This is a genomic window from Micrococcaceae bacterium Sec5.8, from assembly GCA_039636775.1.
Taxonomy (GTDB): domain Bacteria; phylum Actinomycetota; class Actinomycetes; order Actinomycetales; family Micrococcaceae; genus Arthrobacter.
Genome location: CP143429.1, coordinates 134,030 through 153,463, shown reverse-complemented (window position 1 = coordinate 153,463; position 19,434 = coordinate 134,030). Strand labels below are relative to the sequence as shown.

At 66.7% G+C, this 19,434-nt stretch carries 15 protein-coding genes; 3 read left to right on the top strand and 12 right to left on the bottom strand.

Annotated elements, in window-relative coordinates; all coding sequences use genetic code 11:
• Nucleotides 1–26: 26 nt before the first annotated feature.
• Nucleotides 27–1,229, top strand: a complete 1,203-nt coding sequence (locus VUN84_00735; GenBank protein ID XAS64252.1) for a helix-turn-helix domain-containing protein — start codon at nucleotides 27–29, stop codon at nucleotides 1,227–1,229.
• An 80-nt stretch (nucleotides 1,230–1,309) separates the two neighbouring features.
• Here VUN84_00735 and VUN84_00730 read toward each other — a convergent pair whose 3' ends face one another.
• Together VUN84_00730 and VUN84_00725 are read right to left on the bottom strand one after the other, a co-directional pair.
• On the bottom strand, nucleotides 1,310–2,692 hold the full coding sequence (locus VUN84_00730) for a GAF domain-containing serine/threonine-protein kinase (GenBank protein ID XAS64251.1): 1,383 nt from the start codon (nucleotides 2,690–2,692) through the stop codon (nucleotides 1,310–1,312).
• 179 nt (nucleotides 2,693–2,871) lie between these two features.
• A complete protein-coding gene (locus VUN84_00725) occupies nucleotides 2,872–4,485 on the bottom strand; it encodes a peptide chain release factor 3 (protein ID XAS64250.1) in 1,614 nt (537 codons plus the stop codon).
• A gap of 320 nt (nucleotides 4,486–4,805) precedes the next feature.
• Here VUN84_00725 and disA point away from each other — a divergent pair, with 320 nt between their 5' ends.
• On the top strand, nucleotides 4,806–5,882 hold the full coding sequence (gene disA, locus VUN84_00720) for a DNA integrity scanning diadenylate cyclase DisA (protein XAS64249.1): 1,077 nt from the start codon (nucleotides 4,806–4,808) through the stop codon (nucleotides 5,880–5,882).
• Between the two features lie 48 nt (nucleotides 5,883–5,930).
• Here disA and VUN84_00715 read toward each other — a convergent pair whose 3' ends face one another.
• Nucleotides 5,931–6,479 carry a hypothetical protein gene (locus tag VUN84_00715; GenBank protein ID XAS65905.1) on the bottom strand — a complete coding sequence of 183 codons (549 nt, stop codon included), beginning with the start codon at nucleotides 6,477–6,479 and terminating at the stop codon, nucleotides 5,931–5,933.
• Between the two features lie 399 nt (nucleotides 6,480–6,878).
• Here VUN84_00715 and VUN84_00710 point away from each other — a divergent pair, with 399 nt between their 5' ends.
• Nucleotides 6,879–7,805 (top strand): A/G-specific adenine glycosylase, encoded by a 927-nt coding sequence (locus VUN84_00710; protein XAS65904.1) that lies wholly within the window; start codon nucleotides 6,879–6,881, stop codon nucleotides 7,803–7,805.
• A 627-nt stretch (nucleotides 7,806–8,432) separates the two neighbouring features.
• On the opposite strand, the gene dhaM is transcribed toward VUN84_00710, so the two are convergent.
• The 9 genes from dhaM to lysS form a co-directional block, all read right to left on the bottom strand.
• Nucleotides 8,433–9,107 (bottom strand): dihydroxyacetone kinase phosphoryl donor subunit DhaM, encoded by a 675-nt coding sequence (gene dhaM, locus VUN84_00705; protein ID XAS64248.1) that lies wholly within the window; start codon nucleotides 9,105–9,107, stop codon nucleotides 8,433–8,435.
• Nucleotides 9,104–9,730, bottom strand: a complete 627-nt coding sequence (gene dhaL / locus VUN84_00700; GenBank protein ID XAS64247.1) for a dihydroxyacetone kinase subunit DhaL — start codon at nucleotides 9,728–9,730, stop codon at nucleotides 9,104–9,106. The genes dhaM and dhaL overlap by 4 nt, the downstream gene beginning before the upstream one ends.
• 2 nt (nucleotides 9,731–9,732) lie before the next feature.
• Nucleotides 9,733–10,734, bottom strand: a complete 1,002-nt coding sequence (gene dhaK, locus VUN84_00695; protein ID XAS64246.1) for a dihydroxyacetone kinase subunit DhaK — start codon at nucleotides 10,732–10,734, stop codon at nucleotides 9,733–9,735.
• 547 nt (nucleotides 10,735–11,281) lie between these two features.
• The gene (locus VUN84_00690; GenBank protein ID XAS64245.1) at nucleotides 11,282–11,791 is read right to left on the bottom strand and encodes an amino-acid N-acetyltransferase; all 510 of its coding nucleotides are present in this window, start codon (nucleotides 11,789–11,791) and stop codon (nucleotides 11,282–11,284) included.
• A gap of 34 nt (nucleotides 11,792–11,825) precedes the next feature.
• On the bottom strand, nucleotides 11,826–13,937 hold the full coding sequence (locus VUN84_00685; protein XAS64244.1) for a prolyl oligopeptidase family serine peptidase: 2,112 nt from the start codon (nucleotides 13,935–13,937) through the stop codon (nucleotides 11,826–11,828).
• Between the two features lie 228 nt (nucleotides 13,938–14,165).
• Nucleotides 14,166–16,658 (bottom strand): ATP-dependent Clp protease ATP-binding subunit, encoded by a 2,493-nt coding sequence (locus VUN84_00680; GenBank protein ID XAS64243.1) that lies wholly within the window; start codon nucleotides 16,656–16,658, stop codon nucleotides 14,166–14,168.
• 495 nt (nucleotides 16,659–17,153) lie between these two features.
• A complete protein-coding gene (locus tag VUN84_00675) occupies nucleotides 17,154–17,480 on the bottom strand; it encodes an Lsr2 family protein (protein XAS64242.1) in 327 nt (108 codons plus the stop codon).
• 137 nt (nucleotides 17,481–17,617) lie between these two features.
• Nucleotides 17,618–17,803 carry a hypothetical protein gene (locus tag VUN84_00670; protein ID XAS64241.1) on the bottom strand — a complete coding sequence of 62 codons (186 nt, stop codon included), beginning with the start codon at nucleotides 17,801–17,803 and terminating at the stop codon, nucleotides 17,618–17,620.
• A gap of 2 nt (nucleotides 17,804–17,805) precedes the next feature.
• Nucleotides 17,806–19,338: a lysine--tRNA ligase gene (lysS, locus tag VUN84_00665; GenBank protein XAS64240.1), complete on the bottom strand. Its 1,533-nt coding sequence runs from the start codon at nucleotides 19,336–19,338 to the stop codon at nucleotides 17,806–17,808.
• Between the last annotated feature and the right edge of the window lie 96 nt (nucleotides 19,339–19,434).

Here is a 19,434-nt window from a genome sequence, read left to right as displayed (position 1 = left end):
CGCAACAACTTATTGGATCTCACCTCATGAATGCTGCTCCGACGGGCTCCGTCGCCTCCCCTACCCACGATCCGCCGTGGCTTGCCCTGCCCCGCGAGGTCAGCGACGTACTTCGGCCCAGGATGCCCGGCATCGTCGAGGCCATCATAGAAGCCGTGCCGCAACTGGTACCGGCCTATGCCAGGCCGATCGAGGGGCGCTTCGGGCGGGGGCTGCGCCGCGGTGTGGCCGCCGCCCTCGACCGTTTCCTGCAGCTTCCGGGAACCCGGCTGCCCGCCCTGTCGGAGGAGAGCAGGCAGCTCGTAGCGGGGCTGGGGAGCGGAGAATTCCGGCAGGGCAGGAGCATGGATGCACTGCTGAGCGCCTACCGGATGGGGGCCCGGGTAACGTTCCGGGAGATGTCCAGAGTCTCCGTGGAACACCACCTGGGTCAAAGTGTGGTGGTGGACCTGGGTGAATCCATCCTGGCGTACATCGATGAGCTGTCCGCGGTCAGCGCCGAGGCGTTTGCCTTTGAACAATCCGAACGGGCCGGCGCGGTGGACAGGCGGCGTACCGGCTTGCTTGACCTGCTCCTGCTGGGGCAGGCGGACGAGGCGGCCCTGCGGCAAAGGGCCGCGATGGCGGATTGGTCCCTGCCACCGAGGATGGTCGTGGTGACCCTGCCGCTGGACCGGTCTGCCGGGCTGCGGCTCCGGCTGGGCGCGGGAACGCTGGTCATTGAACGCGAGACCGACGCCGTTGCCCTGGTTCCGGCACGGCAGTCCAAGCAGGCCCGGGCGGAGCTGAACAAGGTCCTGCGCGGACGCGGCGCCGCAGTGGGGCCGGCCGGCAGCTGGGAGAAAGTTCCCGATTCGCTGCGCCTGGCGGTGCTCGCGGCCTCGGTGCTGCCGCCCCGGGACGGCCCGGATGACCCGCCGATCTGGGCGGACGAGCATCTGGCCGAGGTGATTCTGGGGGCGGAACCGTCCGCGATCGCGGAGCTGGCCAACCGCCGTCTGGCGCCCTTGGAAGCGCTGCGTCCCGCGCAACGCGAACGGCTAGAGGAGACGCTGTTGTCCTGGTTGCGGCACTGGGGCCAGCGCGCCCCTGTCGCGGCCGAACTCGGCATCCACCCGCAGACCGTGGGCTACCGGGCGGCGCAGCTGCGCGAACTGTTTGGCGACACCCTGGAGGATCCGAAGGCCAGGTTTGAGCTTGAACTGGCGCTCCACGCGCTTCGGCGCTAGTGGGCGGCCGCCCGCAGGGAACACCGGCGAACGGGCCGCACCGGCGTCAGGGGGCAGCGCGGGGGCGGCGCCGGTCGCGCTCAGCTGGCGACCGATTCCCGGCTCTGCAGCCGCATCTCCAAATCGTTCATCACGATTGCAGCCAGGTCCTCCAGCGTCCGGGTATCGGCGGCGCTGAACTCCCGGGGTTCGCGGTCCAGGATGCAGAAGGTGCCCAGGTTGAAGCCGTCCGGGGTGCGCAACGGAACACCCGCATAGAACTGCAGCCCGAACTCCCCCGCGACCAGCGGGTTGGCGAGGGTCCGGGGATCGGTGGTGGCATCCTTCACGATCCAGGCCTTATCCTGCAGGATGGCTGAGGCGCACAGCCCCGGGTCGCGGCCGATCTGCGTTACCTCGGTGCCGTGGTGGGCCTTGAACCAGATCCGGTCGTGGTCCACGACGCTGACGATCGCCACCGGCACCGAGAACACTCTGGACGCGAGTGCCGCGATCCGGTCGAAGGCGCCGTCTGCCGGAGTGTCGAGGATCCGGTAGCGTTCCACCGCGCGCATCCGTGCCTCCTCGCCCGTTCCGGAGGCTTTCTCCAGCCGGTGGCGTGCGGCGCCTTTAATAACTTCCTGGCGCAGCGCGAGGGACACTTCCCGGGCGGGCGGGCGGTCTGCCGGATTGCGGGCAAGCATGGAGGAAAGCAGCGACGTCCACATCGGGGCCAGTTCTTCGGGGATGTCCGGATCGTGGAGCAGGCGCGCGACGGCGGACTGGATGGGTGCGCCGGGATAGGCCATTTTGCCGGTCAGCCCCTCGAGCAGCACCAGGCCAAGGGAGTACACATCGCTCAGCGGCCCGGCGGGATCGCCAGCGGCCTGCTCCGGACTCAAGTACGCCGGCGTGCCGGAGGTTCCGCCGTCGTCCTCCACCGGGTCCCTGCCCGTGATGATGGCGACGCCGAAGTCGGTCAGCTTGGCCCTGGGGCGCCGGTCGGCATTGCTGTAGTCCACCAGCAGGATGTTGGCAGGCTTGACGTCGCGGTGGACGATGCCGTGATGGTGGATGTAGGACAGCCCGTCCGCGAGGTCATAACCGATAACGGCCATGTGTGCTGCGGAAAGCGGCCCCTGGGCGGCGCGGTGACGCAGGTCCGGGCCGCGGACCAGTTCCATGACGAGGTAGGTGAGGCGTGCCCCCGGATCGCTGAGGTCAGCGCCGGCGTCGAACAGTGTCACGAGCGCGTGGTGGCTCATCCCGGCGAGGATGCGGACCTCCTGCCCTTGCCGGCGGGTGTGTTCCAGGTCGTCCGGGTCGTCCCGGAAGAGCTTGACTGCAATCTCGCGTTGCAGGAGTTCGTCGTACGCGCGGTAGACGGTGGACTGGCTTCCCCTGCCAATGAGGGCTTGGATCCGGTAGCGGCCGCTGAGCAGGAATCCTGGTTCCATGCCGGTTTTCTTGTTGTAGTCAGTCAAAGCGGGTTCGTTGTCCCTTAGATGCGGGGCCCGCCGACGGAGTCGCGCGGATCAGTCCAAAAAGCCGAAGGTGTGGGTCGCCCGCAGAATAGCAAGGTTACTTATGATAACGCGGAATCGGTGTTCCGGAAGACCTGGGACGAACGACTTTCCTGGCCGGACGAGGGCGGAGTTGGCCCCTATTTGGCCGGGTTGTGCGTTCCGATCGGCACCAGAGTGAGGTCCGGGTGGTTCTTTTCGATCCGGCGCAACGCCCACACGTCATTGAAAAGTGCCAGGTATTCGCCGTCGGAGCGCAGGAGCACCTCCGCGCCCGGCACGTTGGCCAGCACCGGCATGGTCTCCGCAGTTGTGATTCGTGCGATCGAATACGGCAGGCGCTCCAGCCGCATCGGGGCGCTGAAATCGTGCGCCATCCGGTCCTCCACTACCTCGAACTGCATGGGGCCGACGGCGGCCAGCACCGGAGCCTGGTCACCGCGGACGTCCGAGCGGAGCACCTGGATGACGCCCTCATGTTCCAGCTGCTCGATGCCGCGGCGGAACTGCTTGAACCGGCTGGGGTCCTTGGACCGCGCCACCTGGAAGTGTTCCGGGGCGAACAGCGGAATGGCAGGGAACTCGACCGGCTGGTCGATGAAGAGACTGTCGCCCACCCGGAGGGAGGAGGCGTTGACGAGGCCGACGACGTCCCCGGGGAAGGCTTCGTCAATGACCTCGCGTTCCCGGCCAAAGACCTGCTGGGCGTATTTGGTGGCGAAGGATTTGCCGGTCCGGCCCTGGGTGACCACCATGCCGCGTTCGAACATGCCGGAGCAGACGCGAATGAACGCGACGTGGTCGCGGTGGGCTTTGTTCATGCCGGCCTGGACCTTGAAGACGAACCCGGCGAAGGGCGCGTCAACGGGCCGTGCGGCGCCGTCGACGTCGGGACGCGGCGCGGCGGGCGGAGCGAAGTCCACGAGGGCGTCGAGGATCTCTTTGACGCCGAAGTTCAGCGCCGCCGAGCTGAAGAGGATGGGGGTGGCCTTTCCGGCGTGGAAGGCATCGACGTCGAAGCCGAGGTTGGATTCGATGACCAGCCCGGCCTCGTCGACGGCGTTGATCCAGTCGTCCCCCTGGCTGGCCGCGGCTTCGCCCGGGGTGAAGTACTCGGTGAGGGCGATGTTGGCGCCGGCGTTGTTGCGCTTGAACTGGGCAAACCGGTCATTGCGCAGGTCCCAGACACCGCGGAAGTCACCGGAGATCCCCACGGCCCAGGTCAGCGGCATCGGCTGCAGGCCGGTGCGCTCGGTGATCTCGTCCATGAGGGCCAGCGCGTCCAGACCGGGCCGGTCCCATTTGTTGATCACGGTGATGATGGGCAGATTGCGCTGTTTGCAGACCTCGAAGAGCTTCATGGTCTGGGTTTCCAAACCCTTGGCAGCGTCCACGAGCATCACGGCGCAGTCGACGGCAGCCAGTACGCGGTAGGTGTCTTCGGAAAAGTCGGCGTGGCCCGGGGTGTCCAGCAGGTTAATGACGGTGTCGCGGTAGGCGAACTGCAGTGCCGCGGAGCTGATCGAGATGCCGCGGTCCTTTTCCATCTGCATCCAGTCCGAGACGGTGTCCTTGCGGTTTGCCTTGCCGCTGGAGGCCCCGGCGGTTCCGATCACCTTGGCGTGCAGCGCCAGTGCCTCGGTCAGGGTGGATTTGCCGGCGTCAGGGTGTGAAATGACCGCAAATGTCCGACGCCGGGCCGCCTGCTTGTGAATCTCCTGGACTCGGGCGGGGCTAAGGACTTCTTCAGACACGGTGCTACTTTCGCTGCGGCGTTGGGAGGGATCGGCGCGGAGAGCCCGCGGTACACCCAAGGCCTCCAGTTTATCGCAGCCCGCCGACCCTGCGCGAAGCGAAGCAGAAGTGGGGCCCGGCCTGTGTACCGCCACTGCCATTCCGGGACCGGGGTTGGTCAGCCTCCGATGGGCCACTTTGAGGCTTGTCCGTGCGGAAGTTGACCCGCATTGCCTCTATCATGGTGAGAACGGGAAACCGAGTACTTTGATCCTGCCGGCAAACACTGGATGCCGGCGCACTTGCGGGCTACAGGCCTGCACCTTTGAAGGGAAACCCTATGGCCCGGAGCCCTGAAGATTCACTCAAGGCGACGCTGGGCCGGGTGGCACCGGGCACCCCCCTCCGCGACGGACTGGAACGTATCCTCCGCGGAAGGACCGGTGCCCTGATTGTGCTGGGCATCGACCGGACTATCGAATCCATCTGTTCCGGCGGGTTCGAAATCGGCATCGACTTTTCCCCCACCCGGCTGCGGGAACTGGCCAAAATGGACGGGGCGATCATCTGCGACAAGGATGCCAGCAACATCCTGCGCGCGGCCGTCCAATTGGTGCCGGACTCCAGCATCGAGACCCAGGAGTCCGGCACCCGGCACCGGACTGCCGAGCGTGTTGCCATCCAGACCGGCGTTCCGGTCATTTCGGTCAGCCAGTCCATGCAGATCATCGCGCTGTACGTGAACGGACTGCGGCACGTCCTGGAAGGATCCGAGAAGGTCCTTGCGCGCGCGAACCAGGCCCTGGCTACCTTGGAGCGCTACCGTTCGCGCCTGGACCAGGTCACCAGTTCCCTCTCTGCCCTGGAAATCGAGGCCATGGTGACGGTCCGCGATGTGGCCGTGACGCTGCAGCGCCAGGAGATGGTGCGCCGGATTTCTGAGGAGATTTCCCAGTACGTGCTGGAGCTCGGCGAGGACGGCCGGCTGCTCTCACTCCAGCTGGACGAGCTGACCGTGGGCCGCGGCCCCGGGAGCGATGTGATCATCCGTGACTATTCTGGCCCGGACACCTCGGCGGAGGACATCGAGCAGGCTGTGAAGTCGTTGGTGAGCCTGGGCCCCACCGAGCTGATCGACCTGGGCAAGATCGCCGGGATTGTCGGTTTTGCCAGCGGCGAGGCAAACCTCGACGCCGTCGTGCAGCCGCGCGGTTACCGGCTGCTTTCCGGGCTGAAAGCAGTCCCGAAGGCCGTCGCCGACCGCCTGGTGGACCACTTCGGCGGCCTGCAGTTCCTGATGGCTGCCACCATCGATGACCTGATGACGGTAGATGGCATCGGCGACCAGCGCGCCCGGACGGTCCGTGAGGGCCTGAGCCGGATGGCCGAGGCAAGCCTGCTGGACCGCTTCCTTTAGCCCTGGCACGACTCCAGCTGCCCGGCTTCCCGTCGGCGGCCGGTGGGATCAGTTGAGTCGGAACACGGCTTTGGGACTGGCTTTATTCGCCAGCCGGGCGGTGAAAACGTAAGAGGCGCCGCCTGATCCCGGCTTGGCCTCGACCGGCGCGCATCCCTGGACTGTGCGGTTGCGTTGCCAGGGGAAGGTGGCGGTTTCACTTTGCCCCGGCGCGATGGTCTTCACGAGCTCCGTGGAGTCTGCCTGACAGTCGGTGGACGAGAAGATCCGGTCGGCGCCGCTGCTGATCATGAACTCCATCTGGGAGGTCCCCATGTTGATCTCGCACGGCACCCTGTTGCCGTTCGTTACCTTGAGCGTCAGCAGCGGATTCTCGCCGGCCGCGTAGGCCGGTTTGTCGGTGGAGGCCGTGACGGTCACAAGGCTCTGCTCGCAGCCGTCGCCCGTTGCGGTGGCCGAGGCAGATGGGGTGGCTTCCGGTGAAGCGGCCGGCACCGTTGCCTCCCCGGCCGCTGTTGTTTGTCCGCCGGAGGGGGCCTGGCCTGCGTTGAGGACGCTTGCGACGGCGGCAAATCCGCCGAGGGCGATCGCGATCACCAACAGGAGGGCCGCGCCGACGAACAGCCGCCTGCGGCGGTGGACTGGGCTGACGGGTTTCCTCGCCGGCTTCCGGGCGGAGGCTCCGGCGGGCTTCCGGGCGGGGGCGGGCGGGGCCTTGCGCGGCGAACGGCGGTCGGAGTCCCGTGTCGGACCGCGATCCGCGGGTCGGCCCGGGCCTGCTCCGCTGCCGGATGCGCCCGGGCGGGATCCGTGAGTTCCTGGAGTGTCTTGCCTGCCCATCCTCCTAGGCTAGAGAACCGCGCCGGGTATGTGGCCCTCCCACGCCGCGGGCGGAGTGTGGCCCTCATCTATTACGCTGAATTCATCAAAGCTCTAGCCGATTCCCCCGCAGCCCCCGCAACCCACCGCCCGCAGGGCATTCCCGCGGACGTTCCGCTGACCGTCCTTCACGAGGCCCTCAGCACCTGGTTTGGGGAGAACGCCCGGGACCTGCCGTGGCGGGCGCCGGATTGCACCCCGTGGGGTGTGCTGGTCAGCGAGGTCATGCTGCAGCAGACGCCGGTGGTGCGGGTGCTGCCCGTCTGGGAGGAGTGGCTTCGGCGCTGGCCGGGACCGGCCGATCTGGCCCGGGAGCCGGCCGGTGAAGCTGTCCGCGCCTGGGGAAGGCTGGGCTATCCTCGCCGCGCCCTCCGGCTGCATGCGGCCGCCGTCGCCATCGTCGCCGGCCACGGCGGCGAAGTGCCCGGGACCTACCCGGAGCTGCTGGAGTTACCGGGAGTAGGGAGCTACACGGCAGCAGCCGTCGCCGCGTTCGCCTTTGGCCGCCGCGAAACGGTGGTGGATACCAACATCCGCCGCGTTCACGCCCGCTTGTTTTCCGGCGCCGCCCTGCCCTCGCAGGCGCTGACCGCCGCCGAGATGCGCCTCGCCGCCCAGGCGCTGCCCGCTGACGCAGGCCGGTCCGTCCGCTGGAATGCCGCCGTCATGGAACTCGGCGCCATGGTGTGCACCGCACGGTCACCGAAATGCGGGCAGTGCCCGGTCTCAAGCTCCTGCGCCTGGCGGGCGGCCGGCGAGCCGCCGCCGACCTACACGCCGAAGGGACAGGCATGGCATGGAACGGACCGCCAGGTCCGGGGGGCCGTGCTGGCGGTGCTCCGGGTGGCCGAGTCCCCGGTGGCGCCCGAACTGTTCCAGCAGGCCGCCGCGGACCTGGGCTTTGAACCCGCGGGAATCGGAGTTCCCCTTGCGGCCCTGCACCGGCTCAACTCAGCCCCGGAACAGCTGGAGCGTGCTCTGGCGGGTCTGCTCAGCGACGGCCTGGCGGAGCTGCATCCGGCCGGGTTCCGGCTGCCTGCCTAGTCCCCCAGGCTATATCCCCACCTCCAATCACCTGGGTGATTTTCCTCAGATCATCCTTCCAGGGCCGCCTGAAGTGCCTCCACGAGGACAGAACCCCGCCGGTCACCCTGGCCTTTGAGTACATTCGTTGTCTAGGCGAAGCCCACTTTGTGCTCAGGGTCCGCGAACGCGACTTGCCCTCCGGCGCCGTCGTGGCCGAAGGAGCGGGACGAGGACGGAATCGCCGGGCGGCGGCGGAGTCCGGCAGCCCACTCCAGACGTCAGCGCCAAGCGGTCCGGCAACCGTTGCCCGGAGGTACTCAGAGACGGTTTGTCCCGTTGCCTGCCGAACCAGTTCACCTGTGAGTCATCCGAGGGCCAGTGCGTGGTATCCGTAAACCGTGCCGGGCTCCCAGCAGGGATTCTGGTCCGCGAGGGTGCACAGCGAGGGCCGGTCCGCCCGGGGACCCGCGGTTAGTCTCCCCGAAGGTCTCTGCGAGGTTTTCGAAGCCGGATGCGACGAGGCCATGACCGCGGGGGTGCATGATATGGCCTACCTGCGGAGTCCAGCCCTAGAGGGCTGGAGTGGCGATCCTGGCGGCAAACAGCGCTGGAAGAACGCGCCGGGAAAAGGAAGACGACGGTGTTCTAGGGTTCGCCGAAGCCCGCTGTGATGAGGCCGCGCAGATAGTCCACGGCTTTCGCGGCATCCGGTCCGCCCGCTTCGACGTGCAGGACGGTGCCTTTTCCGGCCCCGAGCATCATCAGCTCGGTCATCGACGCGCCGTCCGCGCCGTTGATGGTGACCTCTGTGTCCATGCCGGCCAGTCCGCCGGCAATTTTGGCAGCCGGGCGGGCGTGCATGCCGGCCTGGTTGACCAGTTCGAAGTCCCCGCTGGCCTCCGGGGGCAGGTGTCCGTGCGCGTGCTGGGCCGGAGCTGGCGGCCGGTAGACGGCTTCGGCCGCTTCCTTCACGCCTTCCAGATCCGCCCCGGCCTGGGCTGCCACGGCGGCCGCGACAAGCCCCTCCACCAGCGGGGCATCGGCGAGCAATACCGAGGACGGATCTGCGAGGAATTCCACCGCGGACTCAGCCGTCATCACGGCCGAGCCGAGGTCGGTCAGGACAACGACGCCGTCACGGTCGGCGTCGCCGGCCTGTTCCAGCGCCGCCATGACACGTTCGAGGCTGGTGCCGATCCTGCCGTCGTCGGTGCCGCCGGCCGGGAGGATTAGCACGTCGGGTGCCATCTGGGCGGCCAGCTCGACGGCGCCGTCGGCGATCTTTTCGCTGTGCGAGACGACGACGAGCTTGACCGTCATTCCGCCGCCCCGGCGGCGGCGCGCAGGATCAGCGCGGTGGACACGGCGCCCGGATCCCGGTGGCCGATACTGCGCTCCCCGAGGTAGCTGGCACGTCCCTTGCGCGCAAGCATGGGATCGGTGGACACGGCGCCGGCTTCGGCCGCGTCCGCGGCGGCCGCCAGCACCTTGCGGACATCGCTGTCCCCGGCGGCGGCGGCAGCCGCGTCGACTGCCGGAGTCCAGGCATCGACCATGGTCTTGTCGCCCGGCTCGGCCTTACCGCGGGCCACAATCCCGTCCCGGGCGGCCTGGAGGGCGGCGGCGAGTGCGGCGGCGTCAATCTCGGACTCCTCGCCGAGTGCGGTGCCCGCTCGAAGGAAAGCCGTTCCGTAGAGCGGGCCGGCGGCTCCTCCGACTTTGGACATCAGGGTCATGGCGGTCAGCTTGAGCGCCGCGCCGGCCGTTTCCGGGGGCGCCTCGGCAATCTTGGCCATCACCGCCTTGAAGCCGCGGTCCATGTTTTCCCCGTGGTCCGAATCGCCGATGGGCCTGTCCAGTTCGATCAGCTCTTCCCGGTGCTCCGCCATGGCCTCAGCCGAAAGCGTCAGCCACCGCAGGGCCCAGTTGACGTCCAGCCCCATGGTCAGACGCCCCAGCGGAGAGCGGCCGTGTGGACGGGTGCGTCCCAGAGCGCCGTCATCTCATCATCGAGCCGCAGGACGGTGATGGAGCAGCCCTGCATTTCGAGGGCTGTGATGTAGTTGCCTACCAGTGACCGCTCCACGGTGATGCCTTGGGCGGCCAGTTGCTGCACGGCACGGCGGTACACGATGTAGAGCTCGCTCTGCGGGGTGCCGCCCATGCCGTTGACAAACAGGAGCACTTTGTCGCCGGACTTCACTCCGAGGTCGCTGACCACCGGTTCCAGCAGGCGGTCGGTGATGCCGTCGGCGTTTTCCATCGGAATCCGGTGCCGGCCGGGTTCTCCGTGGATGCCGATACCGATCTCGATCTCGTTTTCCTCCAGCACGAAACTTGGTGACCCGGCGTGCGGGACGGTGCAGGCTGCCAACGCGACGCCCATGCTGCGCACGTTGTGGTTGACCCGGTCGCCGATTGCCGCGACGGCGTCGAGGCTGTCCCCGCGTTCCGCGGCGGCGCCGGCGATCTTCTCCACCAGGACCGTTCCGCCCACCCCGCGCCGGCCGGCAGTGTACAGGGAGTCCTGCACCGCGACGTCGTCATTGACCAGCACGGTCCGGACGTCGACGCCCTCCGCCTGGGCCAGTTCCGCGGCTGTCTCGAAGTTCAGGACATCGCCGGTGTAGTTCTTCACGATGTGGACGACGCCGGCGCCAGAGTTGACGGCGAGGGTCGCCGGCAGGATCTGGTCCGGTGTGGGCGAGGTGAAGACGGCCCCCGGAACCGCGGCGTCGAGCATGCCGCGCCCGACGTAGCCGGCGTGCAGGGGCTCGTGCCCGCTGCCGCCGCCGGAGACGAGCCCGACTTTTCCTGCCACCGGCGCGTCCTTGCGCACGATGTATTTGGGGTCCGCAAAGACGGTCACGAGGTCGGCGTGGGCAAGCCCGAAGCCCTCCACTGATTCGTCAACCACGGCGCGGGGATCATTGATGAGCTTCTTCATGGCGGTGCTCCCTGGATGGTGTCCTGGCTGCTTGGTTCGACCCTACTACCGGGGCCCCCGCCAGCGGTAGGCTCCGGTTCCACAACCTCGGCCCGCGGAGTCCGGACGCAGCCGGAAGGCTTTCGCTTCGGAGTCCACGGGTGTTTCAGCTTGGCGTGTCAGCCCGTTTTGTCGGCGCGCAACCGAAAATTGGGCCAGGCGTCGCCGCCGAGCCAAGAGAAAGGCGGCGTGTTGAGCTGTCCCCGCTCGACGCCGGCCCCTGGCCCGGTTCCGGAACCCGTCCCGGGGAGATTGACGGGCGCCGGGTCCTTTGTCGTCTCTTCCACGGTGCCGGGGACCGCTGCGCGGCCTGGGACGGATCCGCTGGCCATGGTCATTTGGAATGCAGAGAAGTCGGGAAAAACCGCGCGCTCGGGCAAGTTGTTACCTCCGGGTAATGTGGTCCACCCCCTGGACCAAGGGTCAGTTTATCCATCAAATGTACGGATGGGAAGACCCATTTCCGCGTCCCAGGCCGCGGGCCTCCGCGGCCCGTTGGCGGCCGGACCTAGAGCGTTTTGATCATCCGGGTGTTGCCGAGCGTATTCGGCTTCACCCGGGCAAGATCCAGGAACTCGGCAACACCCTCATCGTGCGAGCGCAGCAACTCGGAGTACACCACGGGGTCGACGGCGGTCTGGTCGGCCATGACTTCGAAGCCGTGCTTCTGGAAGAAGTCCACCTCGAACGTCAGGCAGAACACGCGGGAGACGCCCAAAGCCCGGGCGTCCCCGAGCAGCCGCTCGACCAGCCGGTGGCCCACGCCTTTCCCCCGCCAGGCAGTTGACGCCGCGAGTGTGCGCACCTCCGCCAGGTCCTCCCACATCACGTGCAGGGCTCCGCAGCCGATCACTTCGCCGTCCGGCGCCTCGGCGATCCTGAACTCCTGCAGGCTCTCGTAGTAGGCCACCGTTTCCTTGGCCATCAGGATCCGCTGGTCGGCCAGCGGAGCCACGAGGGCCTTGATCGCTCCTACGTCGCTGGTGCGGGCAAGGCGGACGCGGATTGGTTCAGTCACAGCCCAATCCTACGGGGAACCGCAGGTGGGAGGCTCAGAGACCGAGCTCGTCCGGCACCGGAAGGTCCTTGTCCAGCAGGTTCCTGGCGAGGAAGTGCTCCACGACGCCGTACCAGACCTTGGCGTGCTGGGGCTTGAGAATCCAGTGGTTCTCGTCGGGGAAGTACAGGAAGCGGTGGTCCGTCCTGCCGTCCTCGTCAGCTGCCAGCTGCGACTTGGCGAGCAGTTCGTACCAGAGCCGCAATCCCTCACCGATTGGGACGCGGTAGTCCTTGTCCCCGTGGATGACGAGCATGGGTGTGCTGATATTCTCCACGTGCAGGTGCGGGGAGTTCGCCTTGGCCATGTCGGCCGTCATCTCCCTGAGCCAGTAGTCTGCCGAGTCCGTAGTGGGGCCGAACTGGTCCAGCGCCCAGAGACTGGCGTGGGTGACAATGGCCTTGAACCGGTCGGTGTGGCCGGCCACCCAGTTCGCCATGTACCCGCCGAAGGAACCACCCATGGCCGCTGTCCGGGTCTCATCGATGTCCGGCCGTTGCACCACCGCGTCGGTGATGGACATCAGGTCGGTGAAGGGAGCTTTGCCCCATTCACCCCAGCCGCGCTGTATGTGGTGCTGCCCGTACCCGGTGGAGAGCGCCGGGTCCGGCAGCAGAACGGCGTAACCGCGCGCCACGAGCAGCCAGGGGTTCCAGCGCCACGTCCAGGCGTTCCACGAACCGAGCGGACCGCCGTGGATCCACAGCAGCAGAGGCGCCGGGTTGCCCGCCGAGGCTCCCTCCGGGAGCGCCAGGTACGCCGGCACGCGCATGCCGTCCGCGGCGGTCGCCTCGACGCGTTCCAGTGTGCCGTGATGGCCCGGGCGCTCCGCAGGTGCCGGGAGCCGGGTGACCTCACCGCTGGGCAGGTTAATCCGCACGGCCTCGGCGGGAAACTCGTAGGAACTGCGCAGCGCATAGGCGTGGTGGCCGTCCGGGGCGACCACCACGTCGGTGTAGGCGGCGGCGTCGGCCGTCAGCCGGGTGACCTGGCCGGCTCCCCCGCCGCCGGTCACCCCGACCCGGAACACCGGAGAGGCCCCGTCTTCATCCGCCGTGACGAGCAAGGCAGATCCGTCCGGCAGCCAGGCCGCCGGGCGCGGCCAGCGGTCCCAGCCTGGGGCCAGCGGGGTCAGTTCCCCGCCGCCGGGGGTGACATCCAGAAGGTGCAGCGCCACCTCCGGGGCCGTTTCCGGGGTGGTATCGGTTTCGCTCACTACCGCCAGGGTCCTGCCGTCGGGGCTGACCGGGCCGGGAAAGTAGTTCATGCCGTCCGCGTCGAGCAGGACCCGGCGGGTGCCGGTGAGGGCGTCGATTGCCACCAGGATGGTGCGGGAGCCGGCCTTCGCGAGCGGCTTGGTGAAGCTGGCGTACAGTGTCTTCCCGTCCGGGCTGACGACGGTGACCGCCTCGCGGAGTCCGTTGCCGGCGTCGGGGGTCAGGTTGCGCAGTGTCACCGGCGGCCGGGCATCGACCGTGGCGGGCTTGCCGGGCTCCGGTTCCGCGCCGGGTTCGACGGCGAACAGCCGCGGCTGCGCTGGGCCCAGATCTGCATCCCAGTAGCGGACCGGATAGCCGCTGTGGAGGATGGCCGCTACCTTGTTCTCCTTGCGGGCTTTGCGGCGGTCCTCGTCATTGCCCTCGTCCGTGGAGCCTGCGAGCACCGATGCGGTGACGAACAGAGCGTCGGCCTCCTGCGCGGCCAGGAGTCCGCTGACGCCGCCCGCGCGGGAGAGTGCGACGCGGGCTTCACCGCCGCGGGAGGGCAGAACCCAAAGCGCGTTGACCGGCTCAGCATCCGGGCTTTCGGGGTCCGGCCGGGCGGAGGTGAAATACAAAGTGCCGTCGGCGGCAAAGACGGCACCTGCTTCACCCTTGGCGCTCCGGGTGATCCGGCGGGCCTGCTCTTCGCCGGCGGGGTCCACTTCCCACAGCGCGGTGCGGTATTCGGTGCCTAGATCGTTCAGCGTGGCCACGGTGGTGACCAGCCGCCCGCCGTCGGGACTCAACGCCAGTCCGCTGACCCGCGGGATGGCGAGGTAGTGGTCGACGTCATGGAAGGGTGTTTCCGGCGTTGCGCCCCGGGTCAGCGGATCGGTGGAAGCCATGCTCCGATTCAACACCCCTTGTGCGCCGGATCACATGAAGTTCACTAAGAGTGAAACGGTACTTTCAGATACCTGGTGGTACCGGTTGCGGTAACCGACGGCAGTACCTAAGGCGACGGGGGTTGAGCTGGAGGCAAGGTTGCAAGACAAGGCTGCAAGGCAAAGGCCCCGCCTCCCTGGTCAGGAAGACGGGGCCTTGGAGCCGGTGCCAGCGCGCCGGGGCTCCTATTAGACGCTCGGAGCGATTTCCGGGATGAGCGGCTTGGCGTTGCCGGCGAAGGTGAACTTGGCGTCGTCGCCTTCGCCATCCACATCCACCACAACGATGTCGCCGGCGTGGATTTCGCCGAAGAGGATCTTCTCGGAGAGCTGGTCCTCGATCTCGCGCTGGATGGTGCGGCGCAGCGGCCGGGCACCCATGGCGGGATCGTACCCGCGGGTTGCCAGCAGGATCTTGGCGGCGGGCGTGAGCTCGATCCCCATGTCCTTGTCCTTGAGCCGCTTCTCCAGCCGGCCGACGAACATGTCCACGATCTCGATGATCTCGTCCTGGGTCAGCTGCGGGAACACCACAACGTCGTCAACACGGTTCAGGAACTCAGGGCGGAAGTGCTGCTTGAGTTCCTCCGTGACCCGGGCCCGCATCCGGTTGTAGCCGGTCTGCGTGTCCGTACCCGACTGGAAGCCGGTGGCGACGGTCTTGGAGATGTCCCGGGTGCCGAGGTTGGTGGTCATGATGATCACGGTGTTCTTGAAGTCCACCACGCGGCCCTGGGAGTCGGTCAACCGGCCGTCTTCCAGGATTTGCAGCAGTGAGTTGAAGAGGTCTGCGTGTGCCTTCTCCACCTCGTCGAACAGCACCACGGAGAACGGACGACGGCGGACCTTCTCGGTCAGCTGGCCGCCTTCCTCGTAGCCCACGTACCCCGGCGGGGCACCGAAGAGACGCGACACCGTGTGCTTCTCCGAGTACTCGGACATGTCCAGGGTGATCAAGGCGTCTTCCTCGCCGAAGAGGAATTCGGCCAGGGCCTTGGCGAGCTCTGTCTTGCCGACGCCGGTGGGGCCAGCGAAGATGAACGAACCGCCTGGACGCTTCGGGTCCTTGAGGCCTGCACGGGTGCGGCGGATCGCCTGCGACAGCGACTTGATGGCCTCATTCTGGCCGACAACGCGCTTGTGCAGCTCGTCCTCCATCTTCAGCAGACGCGAGGATTCTTCCTCGGTGAGCTTGAAGACCGGGATGCCGGTGGAGTTCGCCAGCACCTCGGCGATGAGATCCTCATCAACCTCGGAGATGTCGTCCATGCCGCCGGTCTTCCACTGGCGTTCCTTCTCTGCGCGCTCGGCAATGAGCTTCTGCTCCTTGTCGCGCAGCGAGGCAGCACCTTCGAAGTCCTGCGCGTCAATCGCGGATTCCTTCTCCAGCTTCATGGCAGCGATTTTCTCGTCCATGACCTTGAGCTCCGGCGGGGCGGTCATCCTGCGGATGCGCAACCGTGCACCGGCCTCATCGATCAAGTCGATCGCCTTGTCCGGCAGGAAGCGGTCCGAGATGTACCGCTCGGAGAGGCTGGCTGCCGAGGCGAGGGCGCCGTCGGTGATGGTGACGCGGTGGTGTGCCTCATACCGGTCCCGGAGGCCCTTGAGAATCTCGATCGCGTGGGCGACGGAGGGTTCCTTGACCTGGATCGGCTGGAAGCGGCGCTCAAGCGCGGCGTCCTTCTCGATGTGCTTGCGGTACTCATCCAGCGTGGTGGCGCCGATCGTCTGGAGCTCACCGCGGGCCAGCATGGGCTTCAGGATCGAGGCCGCGTCGATGGCGCCCTCGGCGGCACCGGCACCCACGAGGGTGTGGATCTCATCGATGAACAAGATGATGTCGCCGCGGGTGCGGATTTCCTTCAGTACCTTTTTGAGGCGCTCTTCGAAGTCACCGCGGTAGCGCGAACCGGCCACGAGGGACCCGAGGTCCAGCGTGTACAGCTGCTTGTCCCGGATGGTCTCCGGAACGTCGCCGCGGACAATTGCCTGGGCAAGGCCTTCGACGACGGCGGTCTTACCGACGCCGGGCTCACCGATCAGCACTGGGTTGTTCTTGGTGCGGCGGGAAAGGACCTGCATGACGCGTTCCATTTCCGACTCGCGACCAATGACGGGGTCCAGCTTGTTCTCGCGGGCAGCCTGGGTCAGGTTGCGGCCAAACTGGTCCAGGACCACCGAACCGGCAGGCGTGCCTTCGGCCTGGCCCGGGCCCACACCGGCTCCGGTGGTTTCCTTGCCCTGGTAACCCGAGAGGAGCTGGATGACCTGCTGGCGGACGCGGTTGAGGTCGGCACCGAGCTTGACCAGCACTTGGGCGGCAACACCTTCACCCTCGCGGATGAGGCCGAGCAGGATGTGCTCCGTGCCGATGTAGTTGTGTCCCAGCTGCAGCGCCTCGCGCAGCGAAAGCTCAAGGACCTTCTTGGCGCGGGGGGTGAAGGGGATGTGACCGGACGGGGCCTGCTGGCCCTGGCCGATGATCTCCTGCACCTGCTCGCGGACGCCGTCGAGCGAAATGCTCAAGGACTCCAGGGCTTTGGCCGCAACACCTTCACCTTCATGGATCAGACCCAAGAGGATGTGTTCGGTACCAATGTAATTATGGTTCAGCATGCGTGCCTCTTCTTGGGCAAGCACAACTACGCGACGGGCACGGTCCGTAAATCGCTCAAACATTTTCGCCACACTCCTAGCTACGACGTACTTTGATGCTACGTGGCCGGGTTCAAGATTTGGGGCTTGTTCGCCACAGGGGAAACCGGGGCACCGCTGCCGCGTTCCATCGGAGGCCGGACCGGGGACTGCACGGGCCCGCCCGGGCACGGATCCGCCGGCAGCAGCGCCCACACCTGGAGGCCGGCGTTCCTGCCCGGTTGCTTGTTCCGATCCAGCAAATATGCGGCGTGTCCCGGGTACTGGTCCACGTCCCGGGCAGGCAACCGGGCCGGAGCGCGCCGGCGCCAACTGTACGCACACCCACTGCACGCCGGCTGCACTTCCGGCCGGAGACGACAAAGCCCCCGACAGAAGCGGGGGCAAAGTCTTAGTTGTGCGCCGTGTCTTAGTTGTCGCACCATGTCTTCAGTTGTTGCACCATGTCTCCATTTGTCGCAATGCGTCCATCTGGTAGCACCGCGTCTTGCGATCCACTGGTGCAGGCTGGAACCCGAGTTAGGAATTCGCCTTTTGGTAGGCTTCCTGAATTTCAGCCTGGATACGGCCTCGGCTGTTTACTGCGTAGCCGTTATCGCGCGCCCACTGCCGGATCTGGGCGGAGTCCTGGTTCCGGCCGGATGAAATCTTGGTGCGCGTCGCGCGTCCGCTCGACGTCTTGCGTGCATGCCCGACAAACCGCTCAACTGCGGAACGCAACTCGGAAGCATTCTCCGATGACAGGTCAATTTCGTAACTGACGCCGTCAAGGCCAAACCGGACAGTTTCGTCCGCGGATCCCCCATCCAGATCATCAACGAGGATGATTTTTACTTTCTGTGCCATTAAAGACTCTCTTTCCAAAAGGACGAGTATTAAGGAAAAGCAGGATGTTACTGCTTAAAAGTATCCTCTGCTTTATGGCAGCGAGTCAAAGTCAAAATAAGTTTCCAAAGGAAAACCCAAGGCGAAATAGCCTGTTATTAGTCGGAGCCGTTGGAATGGCCGTCGCGCCGGAACGTATCGGCCTGCGCATTTCCGTCGGCTTCCGCCTGGGCCCGTGCCTCGGCCTGGCGCTCTGACTTATCCGCATTGAAGATCGACTTCATGGCGAACCAGAAAAGCAGGCCGACCACCACGGAGGGAAGCAATACAGCAATGTAGTCCATGGTCAGTGTCCTTCGGGCTTCAGCAACGGGAACAGAATGGTCTCCCGGATGCCCGCGCCGGTGAAAAGCATGACCAGCCGGTCGATGCCGAGGCCGATCCCGCCCATGGGCGGGGCGCCGTACTCAAGCGCGCGAAGGAAATCCTCATCCAGTTGCATGGCCTCCACATCGCCGGCAGCGGAGCGGCGGGACTGCTCGGTGAGCCGGTCGCGCTGGATCACCGGGTCGATGAGTTCAGAGAACGCCGTCCCGCGCTCCATGCCGCCGATAATGAGGTCCCACGCTTCAATCAGCCGGTCATCCTCGCGGTGCTGGCGGGCCAGCGGCTGGGCCGATGGCGGGTAGTCGTACACGAAGGTCGGGTTCAGCAGCGTCGGCTCAACCAGTTCACCGAAGAGTTCCACCACGAGCTTCTCGGCATCCCACGCGGCGTCCACCTTGACCTCGTGCTTGGCAGCGAGGGCCAGCAGGTCCGGGGCCGGGGTGTCCGGGGTGATGTCCTGGCCCACGAAGTCGGAGAGTCCCGGGTAGACGGCCATCCAGGCCCAGTCGCCGTCGAGGTTAATGTCGCCGGCCTCGGTCTGCAGGACCCGGCCGACTCCGGCGGCGTCGGCGGCGTCGAGGATGAGTTCCTTGATCCGGTCCGCCATAACGAACTGGTCGGCCCAGGCCTCGTAGCTTTCCAGGGTGGTGAATTCCGGGCTGTGGGTGGAGTCCACGCCCTCGTTGCGGAAGACCCGGCCCATGTCATAGACACGGTCGATGCCGCCGACGACGGTGCGCTTAAGGTACAGCTCGGTGGCGATCCGCAGCGTCATTTTCTGGTCAAACGCGTTCATGTGCGTCTCGAAGGGGCGGGCCGTTGCGCCGCCGTGGACCAGTTGCAGCATCGGGGTTTCCACCTCGACATAGCCTTGGCGGTGCAGGGTCTCGCGGATGGAACGCGTGATGGCGGCGCGGGTATAGACCATTTCGCGGGCTTCATCGCGGACGATCAGATCCACATAGCGCTGGCGGACGCGGGTCTCTTCGTTGAGCTCTGCGTGCAGCACGGGCAGCGGGCGGAGCGCCTTGGAGGCCATGGACCAGGACCCCGCCATAACGGAAAGCTCTCCGCGACGCGAGGAGATGACCTCACCGTTGATGTATACATGGTCCCCGAGGTCCACGAGCGCCTTCCAGTCAGCGAGCGCGTCCTCGCCGATGTTGGCCAGGCTCAGCATGACCTGGAGCCGGACGGCCTTGCCGTCGACGCCGCCTTCCTGCAAGGTGGCGAAGCAGAGCTTGCCCGTGTTGCGGATGAAGACGATGCGGCCGGTCACCCCCACGACGTCGCCAGTGGTTTCGTCAGCTTCCAGATGCGCGTATTTCTCCCGGACCTCTCCCAGTGAGTGAGTGCGTTCAACGCCCACCGGGTACGCCTCGACGCCGCGCTCGATCAGCTTGGCGCGCTTCTCCATCCGGATGCGGGTCTGCTCGCTGGCATCGTGGGAGTCGGCTGCGGTGTGCGGGGCGGAGGTGTTTTGGGAAGTCACAATCCCCAAGTTTACCGGGGATTGTGCCTGCGCAGGTTTACGTCCGGCGCGCAGGCGGCGGCTCGGGCTGGGCCGCTGAGGGACGCACCTCTACAA